Source organism: Providencia sp. PROV040, from assembly GCF_032706145.1.
Lineage (GTDB): Bacteria > Pseudomonadota > Gammaproteobacteria > Enterobacterales > Enterobacteriaceae > Providencia > Providencia hangzhouensis.
This window is the reverse complement of the sequence record NZ_CP120530.1, coordinates 994895-1014313: the sequence shown is the minus strand read 5'-3', so window position 1 is coordinate 1014313 and position 19419 is coordinate 994895. Positions and strand designations below refer to the sequence as shown.

Sequence of the window (19419 nt, the reverse complement as noted above, 5' to 3'; positions counted from 1 at the left end):
AAAGCCGTTTCTAGGCTGCATCCACTTCCCGCTGAAACGCCAGCTCTTTTTCTGCCCAGGCAAATTCCTGCTGTACCCACTTTTCAGCCAGCCGACAGCGCTCCTCATCTGACCGGGCCTCAATGCCCAGTGTCGTCAGAGGATCCAGGCCGAGAGACTGAATACCGCGCCACCCTTTCATCAGCGCTTCAAAACGGGCATACTCCTCCGCACTCAGTCCCCATTCCTGCGCCTCATACTGCAATGACTGAGTCTGACTCTTAGCCGATTTCCCCGCCTCAATCTGCCAATCTGCCCCCCGGAAACAGACTGTGTGGCTGTCAGCGGCGCTGTCATCAGACACCCGCTCAGTAAAACCACAAATCTTATGTTTTTCATCACGGCATCTCTTTTATGGTAGGCGCAACGTCACCGTACGCCCCTGATAACGTCCGCCCACCGGCAGTAACTGTACCAGCCCCAGCTGATGGATAAAGGTCCGGAAGTACCGGCTGGGCATGACCGGTGTTGACCAGAATCGCGGTATCTATCAGCCACCGGTTCAGCAGGCCGGGAGGGTTTATCTGCACAGCCCCCCAACAGCAGTGAGGTCAGGGCAAGACATATCGGGAGAATTTTCATACGCATTTTCTGTCCTGTGTTAATAAAATAAAGTCACAGGCACACTGTGCGCAGAAAAGCAAGTGCTCTCAATGAGAAATTAGTTTTCCGAAAAAAAAAAGAAAACGGCGGGCATAAAAAATGCCGGCAGTCATGCCGGCATTTGAGAGTAAAAACAGAAAAGATTAATGTTTTAATGACTCAATCTTTTCCCGGGTCAGTCCGGTACATTGCATAATAATGTTCAGATCAACCCCCTGTTGTAATAATGAGCGGGCGACTTTTTCAACACCCAGGCCAATACCTTTTTCGATACCTTTTTCGATACCTTTTTCGATACCTTTTTCGATACCTTTTTCGATACCTTTTTGCTCAAGTTGTTCTGCAATCGTTGTCAGCATCGTTTTATACTCCGGTGACAGTGCAATCAATTGGCTGAAAAAGCGGGATTCATCCAGAATATACCCCTGATAGGCAATATATTCTATCACACTCCTCACCTGGTCAACCGTATTGTGTTGCGAGTTAATTATCTGCGCGATTATCGGCAATACCGCCATTAAACCGTCGCGGGTCCGAATATGTTTCTGAACCAGCTCCAGCAGGGCAATACCCTTGTGTGTCAGGATTTCCTCATCACTGAGCACACTCAAATCCACTAACGGAAACGACCGGGTATACAGCTGCTGAGCCAGCGCCGGATCGGCGAACCCGTCCAGCCAGTTCATGCTGTACGGATAAGGACAAACACTGCCCTGATAAAACAGAAACGGCACCACCAACGGCAGGGTCTTATCCGCCGGCGATTTTTTCAGATGATGCGCTATCGCTGACATCGCATAATGCATCAGACGAAAACCCATTAACCGATCCGGTTTTGACTGGTGCTCGATCAGGCAGTAGATATACCCTTCCCCTTCCGTCATCTGCACGGAATACAGCACATCCGAATGCAGCTGACGTAAACGGCGCTCCACAAAACTGGCCGGCTCCAGGCGCAGTGTACTTAAATCGCACAAAGGCAGGATGTTGGCCGGCAAATGCACCGAGAAAAAATCCCGGGCATTCTCAGGATGCGTTAAAAACTGCTTGAATAACGCATCATGTACCGGTTGTTGTGTATTTTTAGTCACAGCAAACTCCTTATTAATGACTAAAAAGAATCAGCCACATACTCTCTGGATACCGGCTGTTCAGTCTCTGGTGGTGTTGACTGGTGTTTCTCGGCTTTATATACCACTTCTTTACCGATTTTAATCCAGTCAATATTCAGCAGCCTGGCTTTCAGGCTGACCCGCTGTTCTCCGGCATGCTCACCTTTTGTCAGGGTGAAAATATCGGAAGCCAGGTTACTTAATGTAAACCCGGTTAGGACTTTTTTGTCCTCATCCACCGCTTTGATACACCGTCTGACCAGTGAGACCGTATTCTCCCCGACAACGGTCGTATCAAAACGAACATACACAGGGTTATCAGCCGGTCCACTGAGTGCATTAATCACTGCGGTTAAAAACTGCCCTTTAGGGCCGTTAACCTGACGGATATTCGATAAATACCCAATCCCGTTCACATGCAGATTAAAGTATTTATTTTCAGATGTTGTATTATTTTTGCTGGTCATGATGTTTCTCCATCGGATAAAAAAGGTAAAAAAATGAGAAACATCGTCTCGGCAGGAACGTGTTTCCCACCGGGGTCAGTAACAGGAACGCTCCCGAACTGACGACTTGCGTTGTATAAGATGATCCTGATGATAACGCTATTCTGTTATCACCCTCCGTCAATTTCAAGGACGAACGGAGTTCTGTCATCGCCCGTAGGCTCCCGTCTCAGATGACCCGAGGATTGGCAGTGGCAATCACCCGTAGGCGTTCCTCTCAGATTGCCGGAACATTGGCATCGTTGTCACCCGTAGGCGCTTCTCTCAGACAACTGAAGCATTGGCAATGTTGCATTAAGCAACGGTATAAGCAGAATAAGGATTAATCTGCTTTTTTTATTTGTCAAGTAAAAAAGCAGTTCAGAGAGAAAAGGATAAACACAGAAGAATAAAATGGATAACAGAAACAAACTGAAAGTCTGGTTACAGCAACATCATCTGACACAAAAAGACCTGGCTCAACTCATTCAGCAGACAACAGGCAGGCCCTGTTCTGTCAGGGCGGTAAAATCCTGGTTATGCCCACCGGAAAAAAACAGCGCCCGGCCCTGCCCGGACTGGGTGATTCAGGTACTCAGTCACATGGATGAATAACTTTTTTGTCAAATAAAAAAGGCGTTACGGTTAATAACGCCTGACAGTGCCGCCCACTCTGTGATGTTAAAAAGAACCTCAGGAGTTCAACCAGCTCCGGCGCGGTTTTCATGAGGTTGATGCGCCTTAAAGTCTGTCCTGCTGACAGACAGACTTTCTCATTGTCGCCACCGCAGTTGTTCCGCTACGGCTTTGCCGCAATGACGGGGGGCTTTTCCCTAGCGTCAGCTATGCTAACGGTAATTATCACTCAGGTAAAGAGTCCTGTTATGCTCTTCTTCACGGCCTTCTTTCTTTTATTCATCCCCCGGGTAACCCCCTGCATTTTTTCCGGTAATGGTACACTCCCTTTACAATCCGGATAACGCTGACAACTCCAGAAACGGCCTTTACTGCTCTCCCGTAAGACCATCTTTCCATGACACGACGGGCAGGATGGCATCGGTGGCAGATCCAGCGCCAGCGGCATTTCCCCGCCTTTTTTAATGAGATGTGCCAACCAGCTGATTTGCTTTTGCATAAACACATCCAGAGACAGATTTCCCTGTGCAACCTGCTCGAGTGATTGTTCCCATAACGCCGTCATTCCCGGATCTGTACAGGCTGCCGGCAGGGCATCAATCAGCTGACAACCGGTGTCTGTCGCCCGGAGTGTTTTTTTCTGCCTGACAATCAATTTCCTGTTTTCCAGCGTGGTGATGATCCCTGCCCGGGTTGCCTCTGTCCCCAGCCCCGCATTCTCTTTCAGGACTTTTTTTAATGTCGGATCGGTAATAAAGGAGGACGCATTCTTCATGGCCGCAATCAATGTACCATCCGTATACGGTTTCGGTGGTGAGGTCGCCAGTTGTACAACCTTTGCCTCCTGTACCACACAGAATTCACCTTCGTGAAGGGACGGCAATGTTTCTGTTCCGGCTTCCAGCCCGGTTTCTGCCTCTTCTTTTACTGGCGGATCGTCTTCATGTTTCACAAATAATACAGACCAGCCCTTCACTCTTTCGACTTTCCCTTTGGCAACAAATTGTTGTCCGCCTATATCTAAAAACACCTCTGTTGCATCCCATTCCTGATCCGGCAAAAACTGCGCCAGATAATGGGCACGGATAAGTTTATAGACATTCAGTTCAGCCTCATTCATGGCGTTCAAATCAGGTGTCTGCCGGGTCGGTATAATCGCATGGTGAGCCGTAATTTTTGCATCATTCCAGACCCGGGAAATTCGCGCCGGCTGCAATTGTGCCAGCACATTCTGTAAGGCCGGATCGCTTTGTGATAATGCATCTAAAACAACCGGTATGTCGGCACGCATGGACACCGGCAGATACCCGCAGTCCGTCCGGGGATACGTGGTGGCCTTATGTTTTTCATACAGACTTTGTGCGATTTCAAGCACTTTATCCGCAGAATACCCCCAACGCCTTGAGGCCGCCTGCTGAAGTGTCCCGAGATCAAACGGCAACGGCGGCAAGGCTTTTCCTTTCGTTTCATTCACTGTACACACCGTCGCTTTCCCTGCCTGCCGGCACAGTTGCTCTACGGCCTGAGCGGCCTGAACGTGAATACAACGATGTTCATCATCACAATACTGCGAGGCAGGTCGCCAGTGAGCCTGAAAAATGATCCCCTGATGCTGCAACGAGGCGGTCACCCGCCAGAAGGGTTTGGAAACAAAGTGCGTAATTTCTCTTTCCCGCCGGACAATCAGGGCCAGTGTCGGCGTCTGGACACGTCCGACCGACAATATCCCACCAAACCCCAGTTCCCGGGCTTTGAGGGTAAACAGACGCGTCATGTTCATACCGATAAGCCAGTCTGCTCTGGCCCGCCCTAATCCCGCTGAATATAAAGAGGCCGTTTTCTCGCCGGGTAACAGGTTATTTAATGCCTGCCTGATACTCGCCTCATCCAGTGCAGACAACCATAAACGTTGTACCTTTTTCCGGTAATGACAGGCCTCCAGTAATTCACGGGCAATCACTTCCCCTTCCCTGTCCGCATCCGTGGCAATCACCACTTCCGTCGCCTGACTGAGCAACTGTTTTATGGTCTGAAACAACGAAACCGCGTCTTTTTTAACCACCATTTTCCACTGTTCAGGAATAACGGGTAAGGCACTCTGCCGCCAGGGGGCCGCAAACTGTGCGCCATAAGCCTCCGGTTCAGCCTGCTCCAGCAGATGACCTCTTGCCCAGGCGACCTGAACGCCATTTCCCTGAAAAAAATTATCCCGCCGCTGATGAGCGCCGATCACCCGGGCAATATCTTTGGCCTGAGACGGCTTTTCGCACAGAAATAATTTCATTACCCTGTTCTACCTCCTTTTTCCGGCTGCAACGTCATTCGCGGTTTTAAATATTTCCTGAACAAACTCCGGAGTCAGGGTATCACTGTACGAAGCGCTGTAAGTGATATACATGTGTGTTCCCGAACCATTTTTTTCCAGTTCGATGACGATATGTGCCGGCGGGTTACGTTTTCCCATATCCGCCCCCATTTTATAATAACTTCCCGGCGTCACTTCCCATTCCCAGCCCCGGCTTTCTTCTGCAATAGCCGTGGCGGCCCATTGATCACTTTCTTTACCTGACTGACACAGAGCACGGATTTTGGCATTCACATCCTCAAAACCATAATAACGGCGCAGACGGGCTGCGGCTGTATCAATATCAACAGGGATAACCACGTCATACTCCCGTTGTTCCCGTTTCTGCATACCACCATTCATGGTATGACTGACCTGATGCCCCAGGTCACTGATTTTCTGATTCCATTCTGCGATTTCCTGTGCAGAGCATCCGGTCAAAAGCCATAAAGAAAAGCATAAGGTAAGCAATCCGCTTTTTTTCATTGCAGCTCCTTATTATTAAATAATTAACCCAATATAAATAACATTCGTTATTTTTTTAAAGACGGTAAAAATGACGCACGTTTTCTTCCTGAAATGATATCCGGATCAATTTCACCTAAATAACGGGAAGCCTGTTGATAAGTTTCACTGTTTAAATCAAGGTTATGACGGGTGAGCTCATATTTCCGGTAGTTTACGGCCATCCCTGTCACATGACGAACCTGATAGCCCGCTAATTTAAGGACCTTGTCACGTTGCTGACGGGAAATAAAACCATAATGCTCTCCCTGCAATACACGCAAAGCAAGTTGATCAACCCCGACGAGTAACCAGACACATTTATAACCAACAGGAGATTTACTGAATATCGCCAGGTCAACAGGAGATGTTGATGAGATATCCGAAATAACCGCAACCGCAGGTAACTGAACTAATTGTTGTTCAACCTCTGAAAGTAATTTCTGAATAGTCCGAGTCCCTTGCTCCAGTGCCTGCTCAAGCTGATACAGCCACATTTCTGCATATAAGTATCCCTTCTTTGCATCATCAGTAATATGACCCGCCCGGGAAATAAACATCGGAAGACTGGGGATCATCCATTTACGCTTTTTTTCGTCACCGTCATTCTGAGAGTTGGGTACAACCCGCCCTTCCCATAGCCGGATTGCATAACTGGTATGGAGTTTCAGTGTTAATGTTGACTTTAAAGGGCCAGCCTGAAGTAACTGTTGAGAATGTTTATTTTGTTCCATAACAATACCCTTGCTTTGAGAAATTGACATACCGTACAAATGTCAACCCCCTATGCCAACGATAAATTCAAATTGAAAAAAATAATTTATTATAAAAACGTAGCGTTACTCGTCATCCTACTGAAATGCAGGTTAACCTTTGAGCATTGTTTCCACCGGAAACATCAGTAAATAGTTAAGGGTCTTCCTCTGTTGTAAGGGGAGTAGTACAGTACCTAATTGATTTATAAACACCATACAATGCATTTATGGTGTCTTATTTTAAATAAGAGGAAATTCTTCATGAGTGTGCCACAAACAAAAGCTGAGCTGCTTTTAGCTATTGATAAAAGTTTTAGTAAATTAATTAGTTACCTCAACGCAATCCCGCCAGAAATGACTTCAGATAACTCAATGGATGGACACGCCAAAGGAACGAAGATAAGTGTTCATGACCTTGTTTCATATCTGCTTGGATGGAATGCTCTTGTTGTAAAGTGGATCACTTTTGATGCTAAAGGTCTGCCTGTCGATTTTCCGGAAACTGGCTATAAATGGAATCAACTTAGTCTTCTTGCTCAAAAATTTTACTCAGATTACAGTGAGTTAAGTTATGAATTGTTAGTAGCTGAACTTCAGGCTGTAAAAAATGAAGTTGTGAAACTTATTGATGAGCGTACCGATGATATTTTGTATGGAAGACTATGGTACACAAAATGGACGATGGGGAGAATGATCTCATTTAACACATCTTCGCCTTACGCCAACGCTAATGGAAGATTAAGAAAGTGGGCAAAAAACAATAAGATCAGTTTAAAGTAAATATCAGAGTGAAATTATATGTACGAAAATATCTCTATGCCCATATCGTTAACCAGACTGCTCCATAGCTTGTTAAATTCTTTACTCTCGATGATGCAGATTTCGTTACGGAAAGCGAAATATCGCGTTCCGGACCTTCCTACCCGGATAAGAAAAACCCAATTTTTAAACACTGTTTCCAGTGGAAACACCGGTTAAGTTTTGAGCACTGTTTCCAGTGGAAACACCGGTTAAGTTTTGAGCACTGTTTCCAGTGGAAACACGGTGTGATTTATTGAATACGCCTTCATTGCTCATTGGATATCCCTATGAGCGTACGGCGAAAACGCTGAAGGTACTGACGTGCAATATCAGGGGCACCCATCCCCCCCTGAGACGCCTTACTTCTCTCCGTTCTCTCCGGTTTGGTTTGCGTGTGCTGTGATACATCCGGAGTACCTGACATTTTCTGTAAAGACGCACTTTTCATCCCCGTTTCTGCTGGGAACGGACGGAGTGATATCGCCCTTCACGGGCTGCCTTTAATAGCTGCAAGGCATACCCCACCGGATTACGTACACTTCCTGTCCTCACCCCCTGTGTCAGTTGCTGCACAATCGATATTGCGGCTTCTTCCGGCAACGCCTGTAACTGTTTTTCCAGCATCTGCCGATCATTCTCATCAATCCACTGATGCAGCCCCTGCACCTGAGTACCCGATAAATATTGCTCTCCCTGATCTACGTACGTATTTTTTACACTCTGTGTAAAAGTATTACGTACGTAACAGTTCGATTTTCGTACCCCTGAATCAGACTGGGTTTGTGTACTCAGTTCGATTTTCGTACCCGGTTTTTTTTCATCATTTTTTTCCCTGAGTTCGATTTTCAAATCCGGTGTTTTACACTGGGCTCGATTTTTTTTATGTTTACCCGGATGAAGTTGTGCCGTCTGCCCATTGAGTATCCGGCGTTGCCTGTCTGCCAGCGCTTCCGGTGTCTGAAGACTTTCAAGCCGCTGCTCAATGAGTTGCATTCTGGTATGCTGATGTCGCATTGACGGCTCGGTTTTCAGGGCAGTCAGCGCAGCGCGGGCCACGCACCGCACACTCTTATTTTTGTGATAACAACTTTTTTCCAGTACATCCATCCAGCGTGGATCTAATGTCTCTGCATCAAATGCATTCACCGGCTCATCATGTAACATATAGATATTTCCTCTGATACGCCCCCGTTTATCCCTGACCCGATGGCATAAACTGAGCCAGCCCGTCAGCCTCAGCATTAACAGTGCCCTGCTGACCGTTTCCCGCGAGGCTTTATCGCTGTGGGGTGTGGCTAACTGGAGTTGTAAGTCATCATAGGTCGGAAATACGGCCCCCTCATTTTGCTGAGCATGAAGGCGGATCATCATCCAGGTCAGTTTATCAACCGGGGAAAGTCGGGATTCCAGCAATAATTGCCGGGGGATTGCATCATGAACATTGCCGGCGTAAATCAATCCACTGCGCAGTGCCGTGCCGGGCTGGCTGTGTTGCCGGTGATGCAGTTGCTGCCGCATTTTTTCTAATGAAAACTGAATAATACTGTCCGGAGGAAATTGCATCTTATGCCCCACACAAAAATAATTTCATGCCTGAATACACTTATAGCTGCCTCCTCCGGTGAAAATACCGCACCGTAAAGAGGCAGTCTCAATATACTGAGGATCATGATGTTGAATATTCTGCCCTTACCGGCTAATCATCTTGTTATAACGTTCATGGCTCATCAGCTTCCAGCTTTGCCCCTGGTCCATACTGAGCAGACGCCAGAATGCACCAATATCAATTTTCAATACCGGGTAAACACCGCCCTTTTTTCCACCGCATTTCACTTTTTTACAAAGTCGTTCTCCCGAAAAAAACGTAGCAATAACCCGTTTGCCTTCCGCTGAATATGCTCCGGAACAGGCGTGACACATTCCGGAAATATCCGGGCGGATTGATGATGACTGATATTCCTGTTATCCGGCATGATATTTCCCCCTGTCAGCTGAATTCAGTATGCCGTCCCGGTGCCATTCCTGAACCGAATTCCATACCGTGGTCAGAGAGACATTCATTTTTTCGGCACAGGACACCATGATCTGAAGACAATCCGGATCATCCGGCTCCGGCATGCCCTCCTCTTTCCAGCGATACCATAATTCCGTTTGCTGCACATCTGACAGCCGCTGTGAACGGCCAGCATTTCCCCGGATCCCGGACAAACGCCGACGGGCTGACACCTCCAGTGACGTCATGCCAAAATACTGATTCAGCAAATCGATGGATGCCCCCAGTCTCAGACAGCGTTCAATCATCTGATTTTGACGGTGAACTTCTTTTGCCCGGGTCAGTAATAACCGTAAATTCTCCCGGTGGATCTGGCAGGTAATAATGGAGACCGGACTTTGAGAAAGATAATGCAGATCTTCAATGGTTAAACTGTTCAGTAACCGGATCTCATTGTCCGTCAGTCCCAGCGCCTCACAACGCCGCAGATTTCCGCTTTTTATTTCCATCACCAGTTCTGTCAGCAGATGATTCCCTGCCTGTGCTAATTGAGTCGCCATTACAGCCTCCTGTATTATTGAAAGCCTGCCAGAGTGTAAGTATCCACTGTAACACGTAATTCCGGTGCCATAACTCACGGGCTTTATTTGAAAGCAATACTTCTGCCCCTGCTTTTTGTCTCATGGTGCGCATATATTTTCGCCACGCCCGGCGCCGGCTCTGATAATACCGGGACCATATAAATCCCAGTAATTCCGCAGACAATTCAGCCTGCCGGCCTTTACCGGTAAAACACACCTCAATATAAGGTTCTCCGGCGGTCCCGGTTTTCCGCAGTGCATAACGGCAACGGCAAATTTCCGCACTGAACAACACCAACCGCCACCAGTCCGCATCCTGATTTTCCGGTGGACGGACAGAAAACCGGAAAACCTTATCATGCTCATATTTCCGGCTCCCGGCCCGGAATAACCGGCAGATATCCATCAGGCGCTGTATCACTTCCTGCTCATAACCGGTCTTTGCCCGCCCCCGGTTCAGGGGCAGATAACACGCCAGCGCCTCCGGCGATAAGGCGGTGCTTTTATTCCCATTCCTCTTCATCATTCACATCCGGATCAACATCTCTTTGTTTGGCATACAAACAACGCAACAAGTACATCAGTTTCATCCATGTCATAAACTGGGTATCATTCAATACCGGCGACATACCGGGCTGATATCCCCCCGTCAGCAGGGCTCTGAGGGCATCCGGAATATCATCATGGGACTCATCAGGTTCTGAGAAAACCGTCATCACACGCCCCAGCACCGAATGTGCTGACAACGTAATAAATCCCGGAGAATGCACCCCGGAAGCCGCCATAAAGGCGGAAGATAAATCCAGCTCATTCCCTAATTCAAACAAAGTACGGTAAATTTGCGTCTGAAGATGTTCAATATCATCCAGATGTGATGCCACCGGCCAGAGATCCTGACACGTCAGTGCCGTCACCGCATGACCGGAGACGGGCGCCTCCACCGGTGTGACATGCTCCGGGTTATTCGTGACAAACAGACTTCCGCCATCGACAGGCTCAATATCCGCCTCGTCGGTATCCCCGCTCAGCACAGGTGCCCCGCCGTATAAATCCGTCTGGATCTCCACAACCGGACGGGATTTTTTCTTTTCAACGACAGGAGATACTGAAGCCTCCTGACCTGAACCAGAAGATAGGGGCTCCGTTAACAAATCCTCTGCCGAAAAACCGGAGGTCATACCGGTAGGTACGGTTTCTGAATGCGCGGTTGTTGTATCACCCTCACTCTCCACCGGCGCAGGCAATTCCGGCTTTGTGCTGCGTCTGCCTTTATTGACCTTCAATTCAAATACCCAACGTTCATAATCCACACCGGCAACAGAACACTCCCTCAGTAGCCGGCCAATCAGTTCATCCAGAAACACGTCATAATCAAAAACATCATGGTTATCTATTTCTGTGCATGTCCTTTCAAAACATCCCAGAAAATCACAGGCTGGATCCGGCCCGTCATACTGAAAAAGAAACGAATCCGCTACCCGTTTTTAATGTCGAACGCACGGACAATAATTGCTCAATTTGGGGTCTTCCCAGCCCGTTTTCCAGTAAACGGGGCATATAAGGTAATAAAACAGAAACAGTATCTTCCATCTTACTGATGTGTGAAATGCTGACAGGTAATCCGTCCGCCGTCATGCGCTGAGCGAATGCCCGGAGTGATAATTTTTTCCCCAGCGTTTCCTCATACAGAGAACGCGCCACACAAATCCCTTGTGCTTTTTCCAGAAACGTTAACTCCCCTCTGACTTCATTCTCCGCCAGATGGCCAATCAAACACTGCAAACGCCCCGGCCAGGGTTTAAATAACACATGAAGGCGGAAGAAACGCTCATCCTGTGTCTCCTGCCACAACTCAGAGAGGATCTGATAGCGCGTATTTCCGCCGTCACTGAAGATATAAAACTCACTCCCCGGTGCTTTGGTGACTTTAGGGACACTGTCCAGTCCGCGTGCCCGAATGGAACTCTTGATTTCCTCATAACGCGGGTTTCTGCCCTGACGTGGGTTATCCGGATTTGGCTGAAGTTGCTCAAGTGTTAATATCATCGGCATTTCAGACACCGGATTGACGTGGGCATTATCGGATAACGGGGAACTGACAGGATTTCCTCTGAGAAGCGCCTGACTGAGTTTATGCTGTAAATCTGTTTTCATTCTTCGCCTCTCCCTTAAAAATAATATCCCTGAGGAAAATCACTGAACCGGGTATACATCCCGTTAAACTGCACTTTCACCGTCCCCAGCGGTCCCTGTCGTTGCTTACCGATGATAATTTCTGCCACACCTTTGTCCGGTGAGTGTTCGTGATACACCTCATCGCGGTACAAAAAAAAATCAAATCCGCATCCTGTTCCAGCGAGCCGGAATCCCGTAAATCCCCGTTTGTCGGGCGCTTATCTGCACGTTGCTCCAGTTGCCGGTTTAGCTGGGAAAGGGCCACCACCGGACACCCGAGTTCTTTCGCCAGTGCTTTCAGACTACGGGAAATTTCACTGATTTCCTGCGTCCGGTTTTCCTGTTCAGGACTGCGCATCAGTTGAAGGTAATCCACAATAATCAGTCCCGGCGTACCCACTTTACGGCGGTAACGCCGTGCCCGGGCACGTAACAGGGAAGGTGTCATATTACTGGTATCATCAATCACCAGACGCTCCCCCCATTCGGCAATCTGTGACATGGCACCACCAAGACACTCCCAGTCATTTTCTTCCAGAGACGCACTGCGGATAGCCGTCAGTGAGACATTGCCCAAATCACTGAGTAAGCGCTGCATGATTTGTTCCGCCGGCATTTCCAGACTGAAAAAAAAGACCGGTTTTTCTGCCAGACGCAGGGCATTCTGTGCAACGGTCAGCGCCAGTGCCGTTTTCCCCATCGATGGCCGTGCGCCCAGTAACACCAAATCGCCTGCCTGCAAACCACAGGTTTTTTCATCCAGCTCACTGAACCCCGTTGGCGTACCGGTTATCCCTTTTGCACTTAATGCCTCCTCCAGATGCTGAACAACATTATTTAAAATATCGAGCAACGACGGGGAATAAGCGGGCAGCCCTTTTTCTGACAGCTGAAACAGCCGCTGTTCAGCCTGCTCACATAACGCCGGTATATTTGCCTGAGCCGCCACACTCTGGGTGGCCAGCAGATTCCCGAGCATCATCAGACCACGGGCACGGCTGCGATCCACGACAATCTCCGCATAGCGGACAATATTGGCCGCACTGGGGGTGTTTTTGGATAATTCCGCCAGATAAGCAAAGCCCCCCACCCGCTCAAGCACGCCGTCTTTTTCCAGTACATCACTGAGGGTGATTAAATCTATCGGGCTGTTTATCTGACACAGGGCGGCCATTTTCTTCCAGATTTCCTGATGCGCTCTGGAACAAAAATCCTCCGCCTGTAATAACGGCGCCACTTCATCCCAGCGGTCATTATCCAGCATCAGCCCGCCCAGCACGCTCTGCTCCGCCTCCGGTGAGTACAGAGTTTCAGGTAATACAGCAGAAGAAGACTTTTTATGCATTGAAAAGCCCTCCGTTAATCCGAAATGCCCTGTTCCCACCGTGTAAATAAATTATTTTTTTTGGAATATGAATTGTTGGTGTCGGACGAACAGTCGTCAGAGATAAGCTCCCTGTGACTGCCCGACTATTTTCGGACCGGTAAGTTTGGCGACCCCGGTCTGAACGTACAGGCAGCCTATTTTTATCCATAACACACCTAAAGGAACATTTATGAATACAAACTATCAACTGCCGTCCGACATTGATTACATTGGCATTTTTGACAACAACACCGATACGGGCGAAGCCCGTTTTGACTTGTATGTCAAAACCTTCCGGAGTATGACCATGAAAATGACTGAAGAAAGCAATTCCCGCCAGAGTCTGTTCCGCCTGCAATGGCTGGGTGACTGGCTGGCTGAAATGTATGGCTGGAAAATGCTGAATCCCGATATCACTCCCCTGAATGCTATTCACAGCTATCTTATTCTTCGCGATAACCTGCCGGCAGCTCAGGTGGCAGGCATGACAACAGAACAGATACATCTGGCGCTGACTGAAGAGTGGGGCACATTCAAAGCTCGTAGAGGGGCAAAAGACTTTTTGCGCAGAGTCGAAAAACGCCCGGACTCTCTTGACGATCCTTTCCGGGAAATACATTAATTCTGATCGGGCTGGCAGTATCTGCTGCCAGTCCACGGTTAGACTGAACGGGAAAAAACAGGAGAATACCTTGATATTCATGGACGCACCTCCCGTTTCAGCACATCATCAAAACGGGTTTTCCATTCCGGAAACAGCTCTGAAACAAGATGATGCATAATGACTGCGGCTGCCGGTGTTTTACGCTGAGTCCGGTATTCCAGACGATGCACCGGTTGTCCCTGTGCATGACCATTTTTAAATATTTCCAGTTTGGGAACAGCGGTTTTCAGTAACGAAAGAGAAATCGACTCCGCAAAGGGGTACGCTTTTTGGTCAATAATCTGAGTTAATTCAGTCAGTGTTGCACGATCTAACACCGTATCTTCAACACAATTAGCAAGAATACGTATTGCCGGCAGGGGAATTCCGTAAGCCGTCAGCGGCACCAGCCCGCCGATTAATCCCAGTGTTCCCCGTAAAAATTCACGCGTATCCGGCAAAATAGGTTTGATTATCCCGACAGCATAATCGGTGGCAGCTAACAAAATGGTTTCCAGCATCACCGAAGCCGCGCCTTTTGAATCAATGATAATAACATCGTAAGAAGCGAATAACGGATGTTGCAGAATATTACGCAGACGCATTCTGCCGTCAGGTGCATGCAATATAGCCGCAGGGAGACGATCATGCGGATCGTTAGAAATGATGATATCCAGATTAGGGATAACGGAGCGTGATATGATGGTATCCGGCCGGGAAAGATCGGTCAGTTGCATTAACAACTCAAACAAGCCGTTTGGTGCTTCATATTCAAGTTTAAACAGACTGCTGGCTGTCGGCTGGGAATGATCGCCGTCGATCAACAGGGTTTTTAACCCTGCATCAGCACAAAAACCCGCAATATTGCTGGCTTTGGTTGACTTTCCGGCTCCGCCTTTTGTTGATATAATTGGAACAATTCTGGTCATTTTCTCACTCAGCATACTCTGGGTGAGAAGTCAAAAAAAATAATTACATTAGTGAATTACATCAAGCTTTTTAACTAGGGGATTGAAAATCCCCGTGTCCTTGGTTCGATTCCGAGTCCGGGCACCACTTCTTTAAAGAACCCGCCCAAAAGGCGGGTTTTTGCTTTATATCTACTTGAAGTCAGCACTCGCCCAATATTTCAACTCAACTAAATTCAACTCGAACCTACCCGTATCAACCTTACTGTGCGGGTAAAACATGCCGTTTTTTATAAGCAGCCTTGAGGTTTTCCATAGCATAATCCAGTACATCCCGTGGAGACGCAACATTTAGTCTCATATGTTGTTCCCCCCCGGGACCGTATTGCTTTCCTGGGGAGAGCCCCAATCCCGCATCTCTGGTAAAAAAGGTCGCTAGTTGTTCATCATCCATACCTAATTTTTCAGCGTTCAAAAATAATAAATAAGAAGCTCCTCCATGTACAACAGAGAGGTCTGGGCAATGTTTTTCTATTGTTGCTTTTACAAATGCTATATTATCTGCCAGATACCCCAGTAATTTCTGATACCATTCTTCACAATGAATGAATGATGAAAAAATAACTGCCTGTTGAAGATAATTTGTCTCAGCAAGATGACATTGATCAAGAAAACCAAATACCTTTTCACGTAATTGTGGGTTCTTAATAATCATGAACCCACCCTGCACCCCCGGTACATTGAATGTTTTTCCGGGAGAGTGCAAGACTATCGACTGGCTAACCATGTCATCATCTAAGTTAAAAAAAGGTATATGTGATGTTTTAGAAAATATTAAATCACTATGTACTTCATCCGATATTACGATAACGTTTTCTTCATGGCAGTAACGCTTTATTTTTGAAAGTGTCTCTTTGCTCCATAAGACTCCACCAGGATTATGAGGAGAGACGAATAAAAATAATCTAGATTTTTTTAATTTGTCTCTAAAATCAATCCAGTTAATCTCATAAGAACCCTGACTTTCAATCAACTGGGACTGTATAAGAGTACGCTCACACCCTGGCACTAATTCTCGATATGGGTCGTATATCGGTGTCAAGGTCAGAATATTATCCCCCGGTTGAGATAGAGCAAGCAAAGATAAAACAACTGATTTTATTACTCCCGGAATAAAATGTATCCACTCCTCTTTAATCTGGCAATCATACCGCTTTTTATACCAGTAAATTATAGCCTCTTTCCAACCAGGGTAGTCCATATTATATCCCTGAATTGACTGTGAAAGAACGGATTTCATCTCTGACAAAATAGCATCGGGAGTACTAAAATCCATATCCGCAATCCATAAAGGTATAACGGTATCTGTCCCAAACATTTGTTTCATTTGCCCAGTTTTGCGGGATATAGGATCTCTGGAAATAGCTTGATCAAATAAAGACATATTTTGTACACCATTGTCTCGATATTAAATTAAATTTTCTGTAGCTCAGGATGCAGCCAGATATTCGGGGTCGTCATCTTTATCGTAAGGAGCAATACCAATACCTGTAGCGGCCCATAACAGAGCAAAAAATACACCGCTGTAACACAGAATTGCCCAAGGAAGATAATCGAGAGTTGCAACACCCAGCATCGTGGCACAATACACCCCAGAAGCTGACCATGGAATTATAGGCTCAACTACCGTACCTGCATCCTCTGTGGTTCTGGAAAGATTTTTAGTAGCCAGCCCTCTCCTTTTATATTCATCTTTAAATGCATCCCCGCATAGTAACAATGGTAATGTGCCATTTGCAGTACAAGCGCATATAGTAAAAGCACTCAGAATCGTTGTAAGTATTAGTCTGAAGGTAGATTTCACCCCTTCAGTCATTCTATGAATAACCGTATGTAAAGAGCCTGTTGCACTCATAGCACCAGCAAAACTGAATGCACTAAATACGGTAACGAAACTGCTAAACATGGAGATTGCCCCACCTCGCTCTAGTAAGCGTGGCATATCTGAAGATAATGCCGAAATATTCACGCCATCAGCCATACTTAACCTAAAGCCACTTACTACAGACTCTCCTACAGAAGCAGGAGTAAATGACTGGAAAACAAGTGCTAAAATGACTGAAACTAACGTTGATAAAAAAAGCATTGGAATGGGCGGTTTCTTGCTCAAAGAGCCGTATAGTACAATGATAGGTGGCAAAATAAGCAAAACATTAAAATTATATACTTTAGCAATAGACGTCATCAGTATGGCAATACTGTCCGGTGTTGTCGCTGAGGCATCAATACTTAAACCCATATAAGTATATACGACACAGCACAAAATAAATCCGGGACCAGTTGTCCAAAGCAGATGGCCTATATGTGAATATAAATTCACACCTGCTGCTAAAGCTGCCATATTTGTCGAATCGGAAACAGGAGAAAGCTTATCTCCAAACCAGCAACCAGAAACAATGGCTCCAGCGGCAATAGCTAAGGGAATATTCAATCCGATAGCAACTCCTATCATTGCAATTCCTATTGTTCCTATTGATCCCCATGACGTTCCCGTACAAACAGAAATAAGAGCTCCAAGAAAGAATGCCGAAATATAAAAATACTGCGGATTTATAATCTTAAGGCCATAATATATCATCATAGGAATAGTGCCAGATACCATCCATGCACCAATAAGAAAACCAATACTAGCTACAATTAAGATAACGGGTAAGGCCTCTGATATTTTCAAACAAATAGATTTCAAAATATCATCCCACGTATAACCATGGGCAATAGCAACAAAAGAAGCTGTCGCTGTTCCTAAAAGGATCATGGGTTCAGCGCGTATATTAAATACAAAATATCCAATACTAATTGCAGCTAACATAATAAGCATAGGGAACAGTGACCAGAAGAAAGAAGGTCGCTGCTTACCTGGATGTGGAATGTTTTTCATTTTATATATCCCTGATTTTTATATTATGGAACAGGCTTATATTTCATTATTATTTACACTTACTTATTTATATGTTTAATACCTTTCCCTGGTGAGGAAACATGTAGACTATGTTCATGACTCAACCTTCGGTACTCTTTAGGAGGTATACCAACATGGTTTTTGAAAATACTGTAGAATCGGCTGCTAGATGTAAAACCAGCCAGCATGGCGATATCCATAATCGGTTTATCAGTATCGCTTAGCAGTGCTCGGACATGGTTAATACGTAGTGACATGATGTATTGCTTTATCGACATCTGCATAGACTTCTTAAAAATACCCATGGCGTAGTGAGTATTTAATTTCACATGTTCAGCGATATCATTAACAGTAAGGTGTTGATCACTATTTACGGCAATAAATTCAAGCATCTGACTGACATAAAACTGCGCGTGACGAGAGGTAGAATTCTGGGTTGAAGAAGATGTTTTATGTGCAGATACAGGGGACCATCCCAACATACTAAAGCGCTTAAGCATCAGAGCAACTTCATCAATTGCCAATTGTCGAATATGTGGATTAGGACTGTTGAGTTCATTCTGCCAGCGCTGAACCTCAATAATGCTCAACGGCTGTACGCTCAAAGATTGTATCACCCTCCCGTGCGTAACATGATTTATTAACTCCCGTTCCAAAGGCCACGATAAAAACAAATGCATAGGTAGGTTTATAATAGCCATTTGCTGGCAGTACCCCGGATCTATTAACTGATGGGGAGTGCATGCCCAGAATAATGTCACATGCCCCTGCTGGAACTGCACGGTCTCATTATTTATCAGGTAATTAACATTACCATCGAATGGAATATTTATTTCTACCTGTCCATGCCAGTGACTGTAAGACATTGCTAGAGGCGCCCGGAGTTCTATGTCCATTCTTTGCGACTCTGAATATAGAGCCAGTGGGCTTTTGGTCTGCTTATCATAACTACGGCACATATATGGATCATTCGGTAACCGTGGATAGTTTTTATCTGCCATAGCACTTACTCCGAGCCAACTGATTGAAAAGGTATCTACTGCATTTGTATCTTAGCGTAGATACTTCCCAAATTTACCTACATTTCATTGGATTTAATCCCATAAAGTCAGATTACGATGTGGCAGATCATCAATCTGACTTTATGGGAATAATCTTTTGTAAGTTTACATTCCATGTTAAGCAGTAACTTTTGTTAAGCTTCATCCTATACCTCTCAGTTGAAAGCCTAAATTGGTGGCCTATAAAACTGTATTGCGCCAGATTATCCAATCGTTCAGCTATTTGAGAGAGCTTTTCTGGCATCAGTTGTTGGGGACAGAGCATCAATGAAAGCTAGTAGAGAAAATGCTAGCGCCAGTAATGCGCCAAATACTACAAAATAAGGCCTGTGGTGCAGCCACGATATTATATGTAGCGCCCTAAAAAATTAGAAAAAATGGGAACAAAGCTGCTTAATTACTGAACTTATCAAAAGTTCAACTGGTCATCAGAACTTGATAGAAGGAGCTAGTT

Annotated in this window: 21 protein-coding genes and 1 pseudogene; 3 read left to right on the top strand and 19 right to left on the bottom strand. The window is 46.2% G+C overall.

Annotated elements, in window-relative coordinates; genetic code table 11:
• Positions 1-10: 10 nt before the first annotated feature.
• The 3 genes from P3L40_RS04465 to P3L40_RS04455 all read right to left on the bottom strand — a co-directional run bounded on the left by P3L40_RS04465 (position 11) and on the right by P3L40_RS04455 (position 2221).
• A complete protein-coding gene (locus tag P3L40_RS04465) occupies positions 11-343 on the bottom strand; it encodes an exported protein (RefSeq protein WP_004239732.1) in 333 nt (110 codons plus the stop codon).
• 442 nt (positions 344-785) lie between these two features.
• Positions 786-1733, bottom strand: a complete 948-nt coding sequence (locus P3L40_RS04460; RefSeq protein ID WP_004239733.1) for an Rpn family recombination-promoting nuclease/putative transposase — start codon at positions 1731-1733, stop codon at positions 786-788.
• 20 nt (positions 1734-1753) lie between these two features.
• A complete protein-coding gene (locus P3L40_RS04455) occupies positions 1754-2221 on the bottom strand; it encodes an STY4534 family ICE replication protein (protein WP_000202155.1) in 468 nt (155 codons plus the stop codon).
• Positions 2222-2653: 432 nt separating this feature from the next.
• Between P3L40_RS04455 and P3L40_RS04450 the strand changes: the two genes are divergently transcribed.
• Positions 2654-2854 (top strand): hypothetical protein, encoded by a 201-nt coding sequence (locus tag P3L40_RS04450; protein WP_000370330.1) that lies wholly within the window; start codon positions 2654-2656, stop codon positions 2852-2854.
• A 250-nt stretch (positions 2855-3104) separates the two neighbouring features.
• Here P3L40_RS04450 and P3L40_RS04445 read toward each other — a convergent pair whose 3' ends face one another.
• The 3 genes from P3L40_RS04445 to P3L40_RS04435 all read right to left on the bottom strand — a co-directional run bounded on the left by P3L40_RS04445 (position 3105) and on the right by P3L40_RS04435 (position 6457).
• Complete coding sequence (locus P3L40_RS04445; RefSeq protein WP_004239734.1) at positions 3105-5159, bottom strand: DNA topoisomerase III; 2055 nt, start codon at positions 5157-5159, stop codon at positions 3105-3107.
• 9 nt (positions 5160-5168) lie between these two features.
• On the bottom strand, positions 5169-5570 hold the full coding sequence (locus P3L40_RS04440; RefSeq protein ID WP_239637694.1) for a hypothetical protein: 402 nt from the start codon (positions 5568-5570) through the stop codon (positions 5169-5171).
• Between the two features lie 182 nt (positions 5571-5752).
• Positions 5753-6457, bottom strand: a complete 705-nt coding sequence (locus P3L40_RS04435) for a PFL_4669 family integrating conjugative element protein (RefSeq protein ID WP_000437242.1) — start codon at positions 6455-6457, stop codon at positions 5753-5755.
• A gap of 282 nt (positions 6458-6739) precedes the next feature.
• Between P3L40_RS04435 and P3L40_RS04430 the strand changes: the two genes are divergently transcribed.
• Entirely contained in the window at positions 6740-7258 is a 519-nt protein-coding gene (locus tag P3L40_RS04430; protein ID WP_000115888.1) for a ClbS/DfsB family four-helix bundle protein, read from the top strand.
• A gap of 165 nt (positions 7259-7423) precedes the next feature.
• Here P3L40_RS04430 and P3L40_RS04425 read toward each other — a convergent pair whose 3' ends face one another.
• From P3L40_RS04425 to dnaB-PI, 9 genes and pseudogenes are all read right to left on the bottom strand, one after another.
• Entirely contained in the window at positions 7424-7555 is a 132-nt protein-coding gene (locus P3L40_RS04425) for a hypothetical protein (RefSeq protein WP_316928012.1), read from the bottom strand.
• Entirely contained in the window at positions 7545-7727 is a 183-nt protein-coding gene (locus P3L40_RS04420; RefSeq protein WP_316928011.1) for a hypothetical protein, read from the bottom strand. Before P3L40_RS04420 ends, P3L40_RS04425 begins: the two co-directional genes overlap by 11 nt.
• A complete protein-coding gene (locus P3L40_RS04415; protein WP_316928010.1) occupies positions 7724-8842 on the bottom strand; it encodes an STY4528 family pathogenicity island replication protein in 1119 nt (372 codons plus the stop codon). The genes P3L40_RS04420 and P3L40_RS04415 overlap by 4 nt, the downstream gene beginning before the upstream one ends.
• 126 nt (positions 8843-8968) lie before the next feature.
• Positions 8969-9199 (bottom strand): hypothetical protein, encoded by a 231-nt coding sequence (locus P3L40_RS04410; protein ID WP_410482066.1) that lies wholly within the window; start codon positions 9197-9199, stop codon positions 8969-8971.
• Positions 9200-9241: 42 nt separating this feature from the next.
• Positions 9242-9832 (bottom strand): DUF2857 domain-containing protein, encoded by a 591-nt coding sequence (locus P3L40_RS04405; protein WP_000235333.1) that lies wholly within the window; start codon positions 9830-9832, stop codon positions 9242-9244.
• Complete coding sequence (locus tag P3L40_RS04400) at positions 9747-10376, bottom strand: hypothetical protein (protein ID WP_004239739.1); 630 nt, start codon at positions 10374-10376, stop codon at positions 9747-9749. Before P3L40_RS04400 ends, P3L40_RS04405 begins: the two co-directional genes overlap by 86 nt.
• Positions 10357-11217 (bottom strand): hypothetical protein, encoded by an 861-nt coding sequence (locus P3L40_RS04395; RefSeq protein ID WP_316928009.1) that lies wholly within the window; start codon positions 11215-11217, stop codon positions 10357-10359. Before P3L40_RS04395 ends, P3L40_RS04400 begins: the two co-directional genes overlap by 20 nt.
• Before the next feature lie 85 nt (positions 11218-11302).
• The gene (locus P3L40_RS04390; RefSeq protein ID WP_316928008.1) at positions 11303-12007 is read right to left on the bottom strand and encodes a ParB family protein; all 705 of its coding nucleotides are present in this window, start codon (positions 12005-12007) and stop codon (positions 11303-11305) included.
• A 14-nt stretch (positions 12008-12021) separates the two neighbouring features.
• A pseudogene (dnaB-PI, locus tag P3L40_RS04385) lies at positions 12022-13373 on the bottom strand (SPI-7-type island replicative DNA helicase).
• Positions 13374-13584: 211 nt separating this feature from the next.
• Here dnaB-PI and P3L40_RS04380 point away from each other — a divergent pair.
• Complete coding sequence (locus tag P3L40_RS04380) at positions 13585-14016, top strand: hypothetical protein (protein WP_001095747.1); 432 nt, start codon at positions 13585-13587, stop codon at positions 14014-14016.
• A 77-nt stretch (positions 14017-14093) separates the two neighbouring features.
• Here the strand turns inward: P3L40_RS04380 and P3L40_RS04375 are convergent, their stop codons facing one another.
• The 4 genes from P3L40_RS04375 to melR all read right to left on the bottom strand — a co-directional run bounded on the left by P3L40_RS04375 (position 14094) and on the right by melR (position 18905).
• On the bottom strand, positions 14094-14966 hold the full coding sequence (locus P3L40_RS04375) for a ParA family protein (protein WP_000196965.1): 873 nt from the start codon (positions 14964-14966) through the stop codon (positions 14094-14096).
• A gap of 241 nt (positions 14967-15207) precedes the next feature.
• Complete coding sequence (locus P3L40_RS04370; protein WP_136134815.1) at positions 15208-16389, bottom strand: MalY/PatB family protein; 1182 nt, start codon at positions 16387-16389, stop codon at positions 15208-15210.
• 45 nt (positions 16390-16434) lie between these two features.
• Entirely contained in the window at positions 16435-17883 is a 1449-nt protein-coding gene (nhaC, locus tag P3L40_RS04365; protein ID WP_110592358.1) for a Na+/H+ antiporter NhaC, read from the bottom strand.
• A gap of 59 nt (positions 17884-17942) precedes the next feature.
• Entirely contained in the window at positions 17943-18905 is a 963-nt protein-coding gene (gene melR, locus P3L40_RS04360; protein ID WP_110592359.1) for a transcriptional regulator MelR, read from the bottom strand.
• Between the last annotated feature and the right edge of the window lie 514 nt (positions 18906-19419).

Bases quoted from the DNA above. Each gene is read 5' to 3' on its own strand.
- P3L40_RS04455 (WP_000202155.1), bottom strand. From the start codon at position 2,221: ATGACCAGCAAAAATAATACAACATCTGAAAATAAATACTTTAATCTG.
- P3L40_RS04375 (WP_000196965.1), bottom strand. From the start codon at position 14,966: ATGACCAGAATTGTTCCAATTATATCAACAAAAGGCGGAGCCGGAAAG.
- P3L40_RS04435 (WP_000437242.1), bottom strand. From the start codon at position 6,457: ATGGAACAAAATAAACATTCTCAACAGTTACTTCAGGCTGGCCCTTTA.
- P3L40_RS04425 (WP_316928012.1), bottom strand. From the start codon at position 7,555: ATGAGCAATGAAGGCGTATTCAATAAATCACACCGTGTTTCCACTGGA.
- P3L40_RS04415 (WP_316928010.1), bottom strand. From the start codon at position 8,842: ATGCAATTTCCTCCGGACAGTATTATTCAGTTTTCATTAGAAAAAATG.
- P3L40_RS04390 (WP_316928008.1), bottom strand. From the start codon at position 12,007: ATGAAAACAGATTTACAGCATAAACTCAGTCAGGCGCTTCTCAGAGGA.
- P3L40_RS04440 (WP_239637694.1), bottom strand. From the start codon at position 5,570: ATGCAGAAACGGGAACAACGGGAGTATGACGTGGTTATCCCTGTTGAT.
- P3L40_RS04400 (WP_004239739.1), bottom strand. From the start codon at position 10,376: ATGAAGAGGAATGGGAATAAAAGCACCGCCTTATCGCCGGAGGCGCTG.
- melR (WP_110592359.1), bottom strand. From the start codon at position 18,905: ATGGCAGATAAAAACTATCCACGGTTACCGAATGATCCATATATGTGC.
- nhaC (WP_110592358.1), bottom strand. From the start codon at position 17,883: ATGAAAAACATTCCACATCCAGGTAAGCAGCGACCTTCTTTCTTCTGG.
- P3L40_RS04410 (WP_410482066.1), bottom strand. From the start codon at position 9,199: ATGTGTCACGCCTGTTCCGGAGCATATTCAGCGGAAGGCAAACGGGTT.
- P3L40_RS04370 (WP_136134815.1), bottom strand. From the start codon at position 16,389: ATGTCTTTATTTGATCAAGCTATTTCCAGAGATCCTATATCCCGCAAA.
- P3L40_RS04405 (WP_000235333.1), bottom strand. From the start codon at position 9,832: ATGGCGACTCAATTAGCACAGGCAGGGAATCATCTGCTGACAGAACTG.
- P3L40_RS04420 (WP_316928011.1), bottom strand. From the start codon at position 7,727: ATGAAAAGTGCGTCTTTACAGAAAATGTCAGGTACTCCGGATGTATCA.
- P3L40_RS04450 (WP_000370330.1), top strand. From the start codon at position 2,654: ATGGATAACAGAAACAAACTGAAAGTCTGGTTACAGCAACATCATCTG.
- P3L40_RS04445 (WP_004239734.1), bottom strand. From the start codon at position 5,159: ATGAAATTATTTCTGTGCGAAAAGCCGTCTCAGGCCAAAGATATTGCC.
- P3L40_RS04380 (WP_001095747.1), top strand. From the start codon at position 13,585: ATGAATACAAACTATCAACTGCCGTCCGACATTGATTACATTGGCATT.
- P3L40_RS04430 (WP_000115888.1), top strand. From the start codon at position 6,740: ATGAGTGTGCCACAAACAAAAGCTGAGCTGCTTTTAGCTATTGATAAA.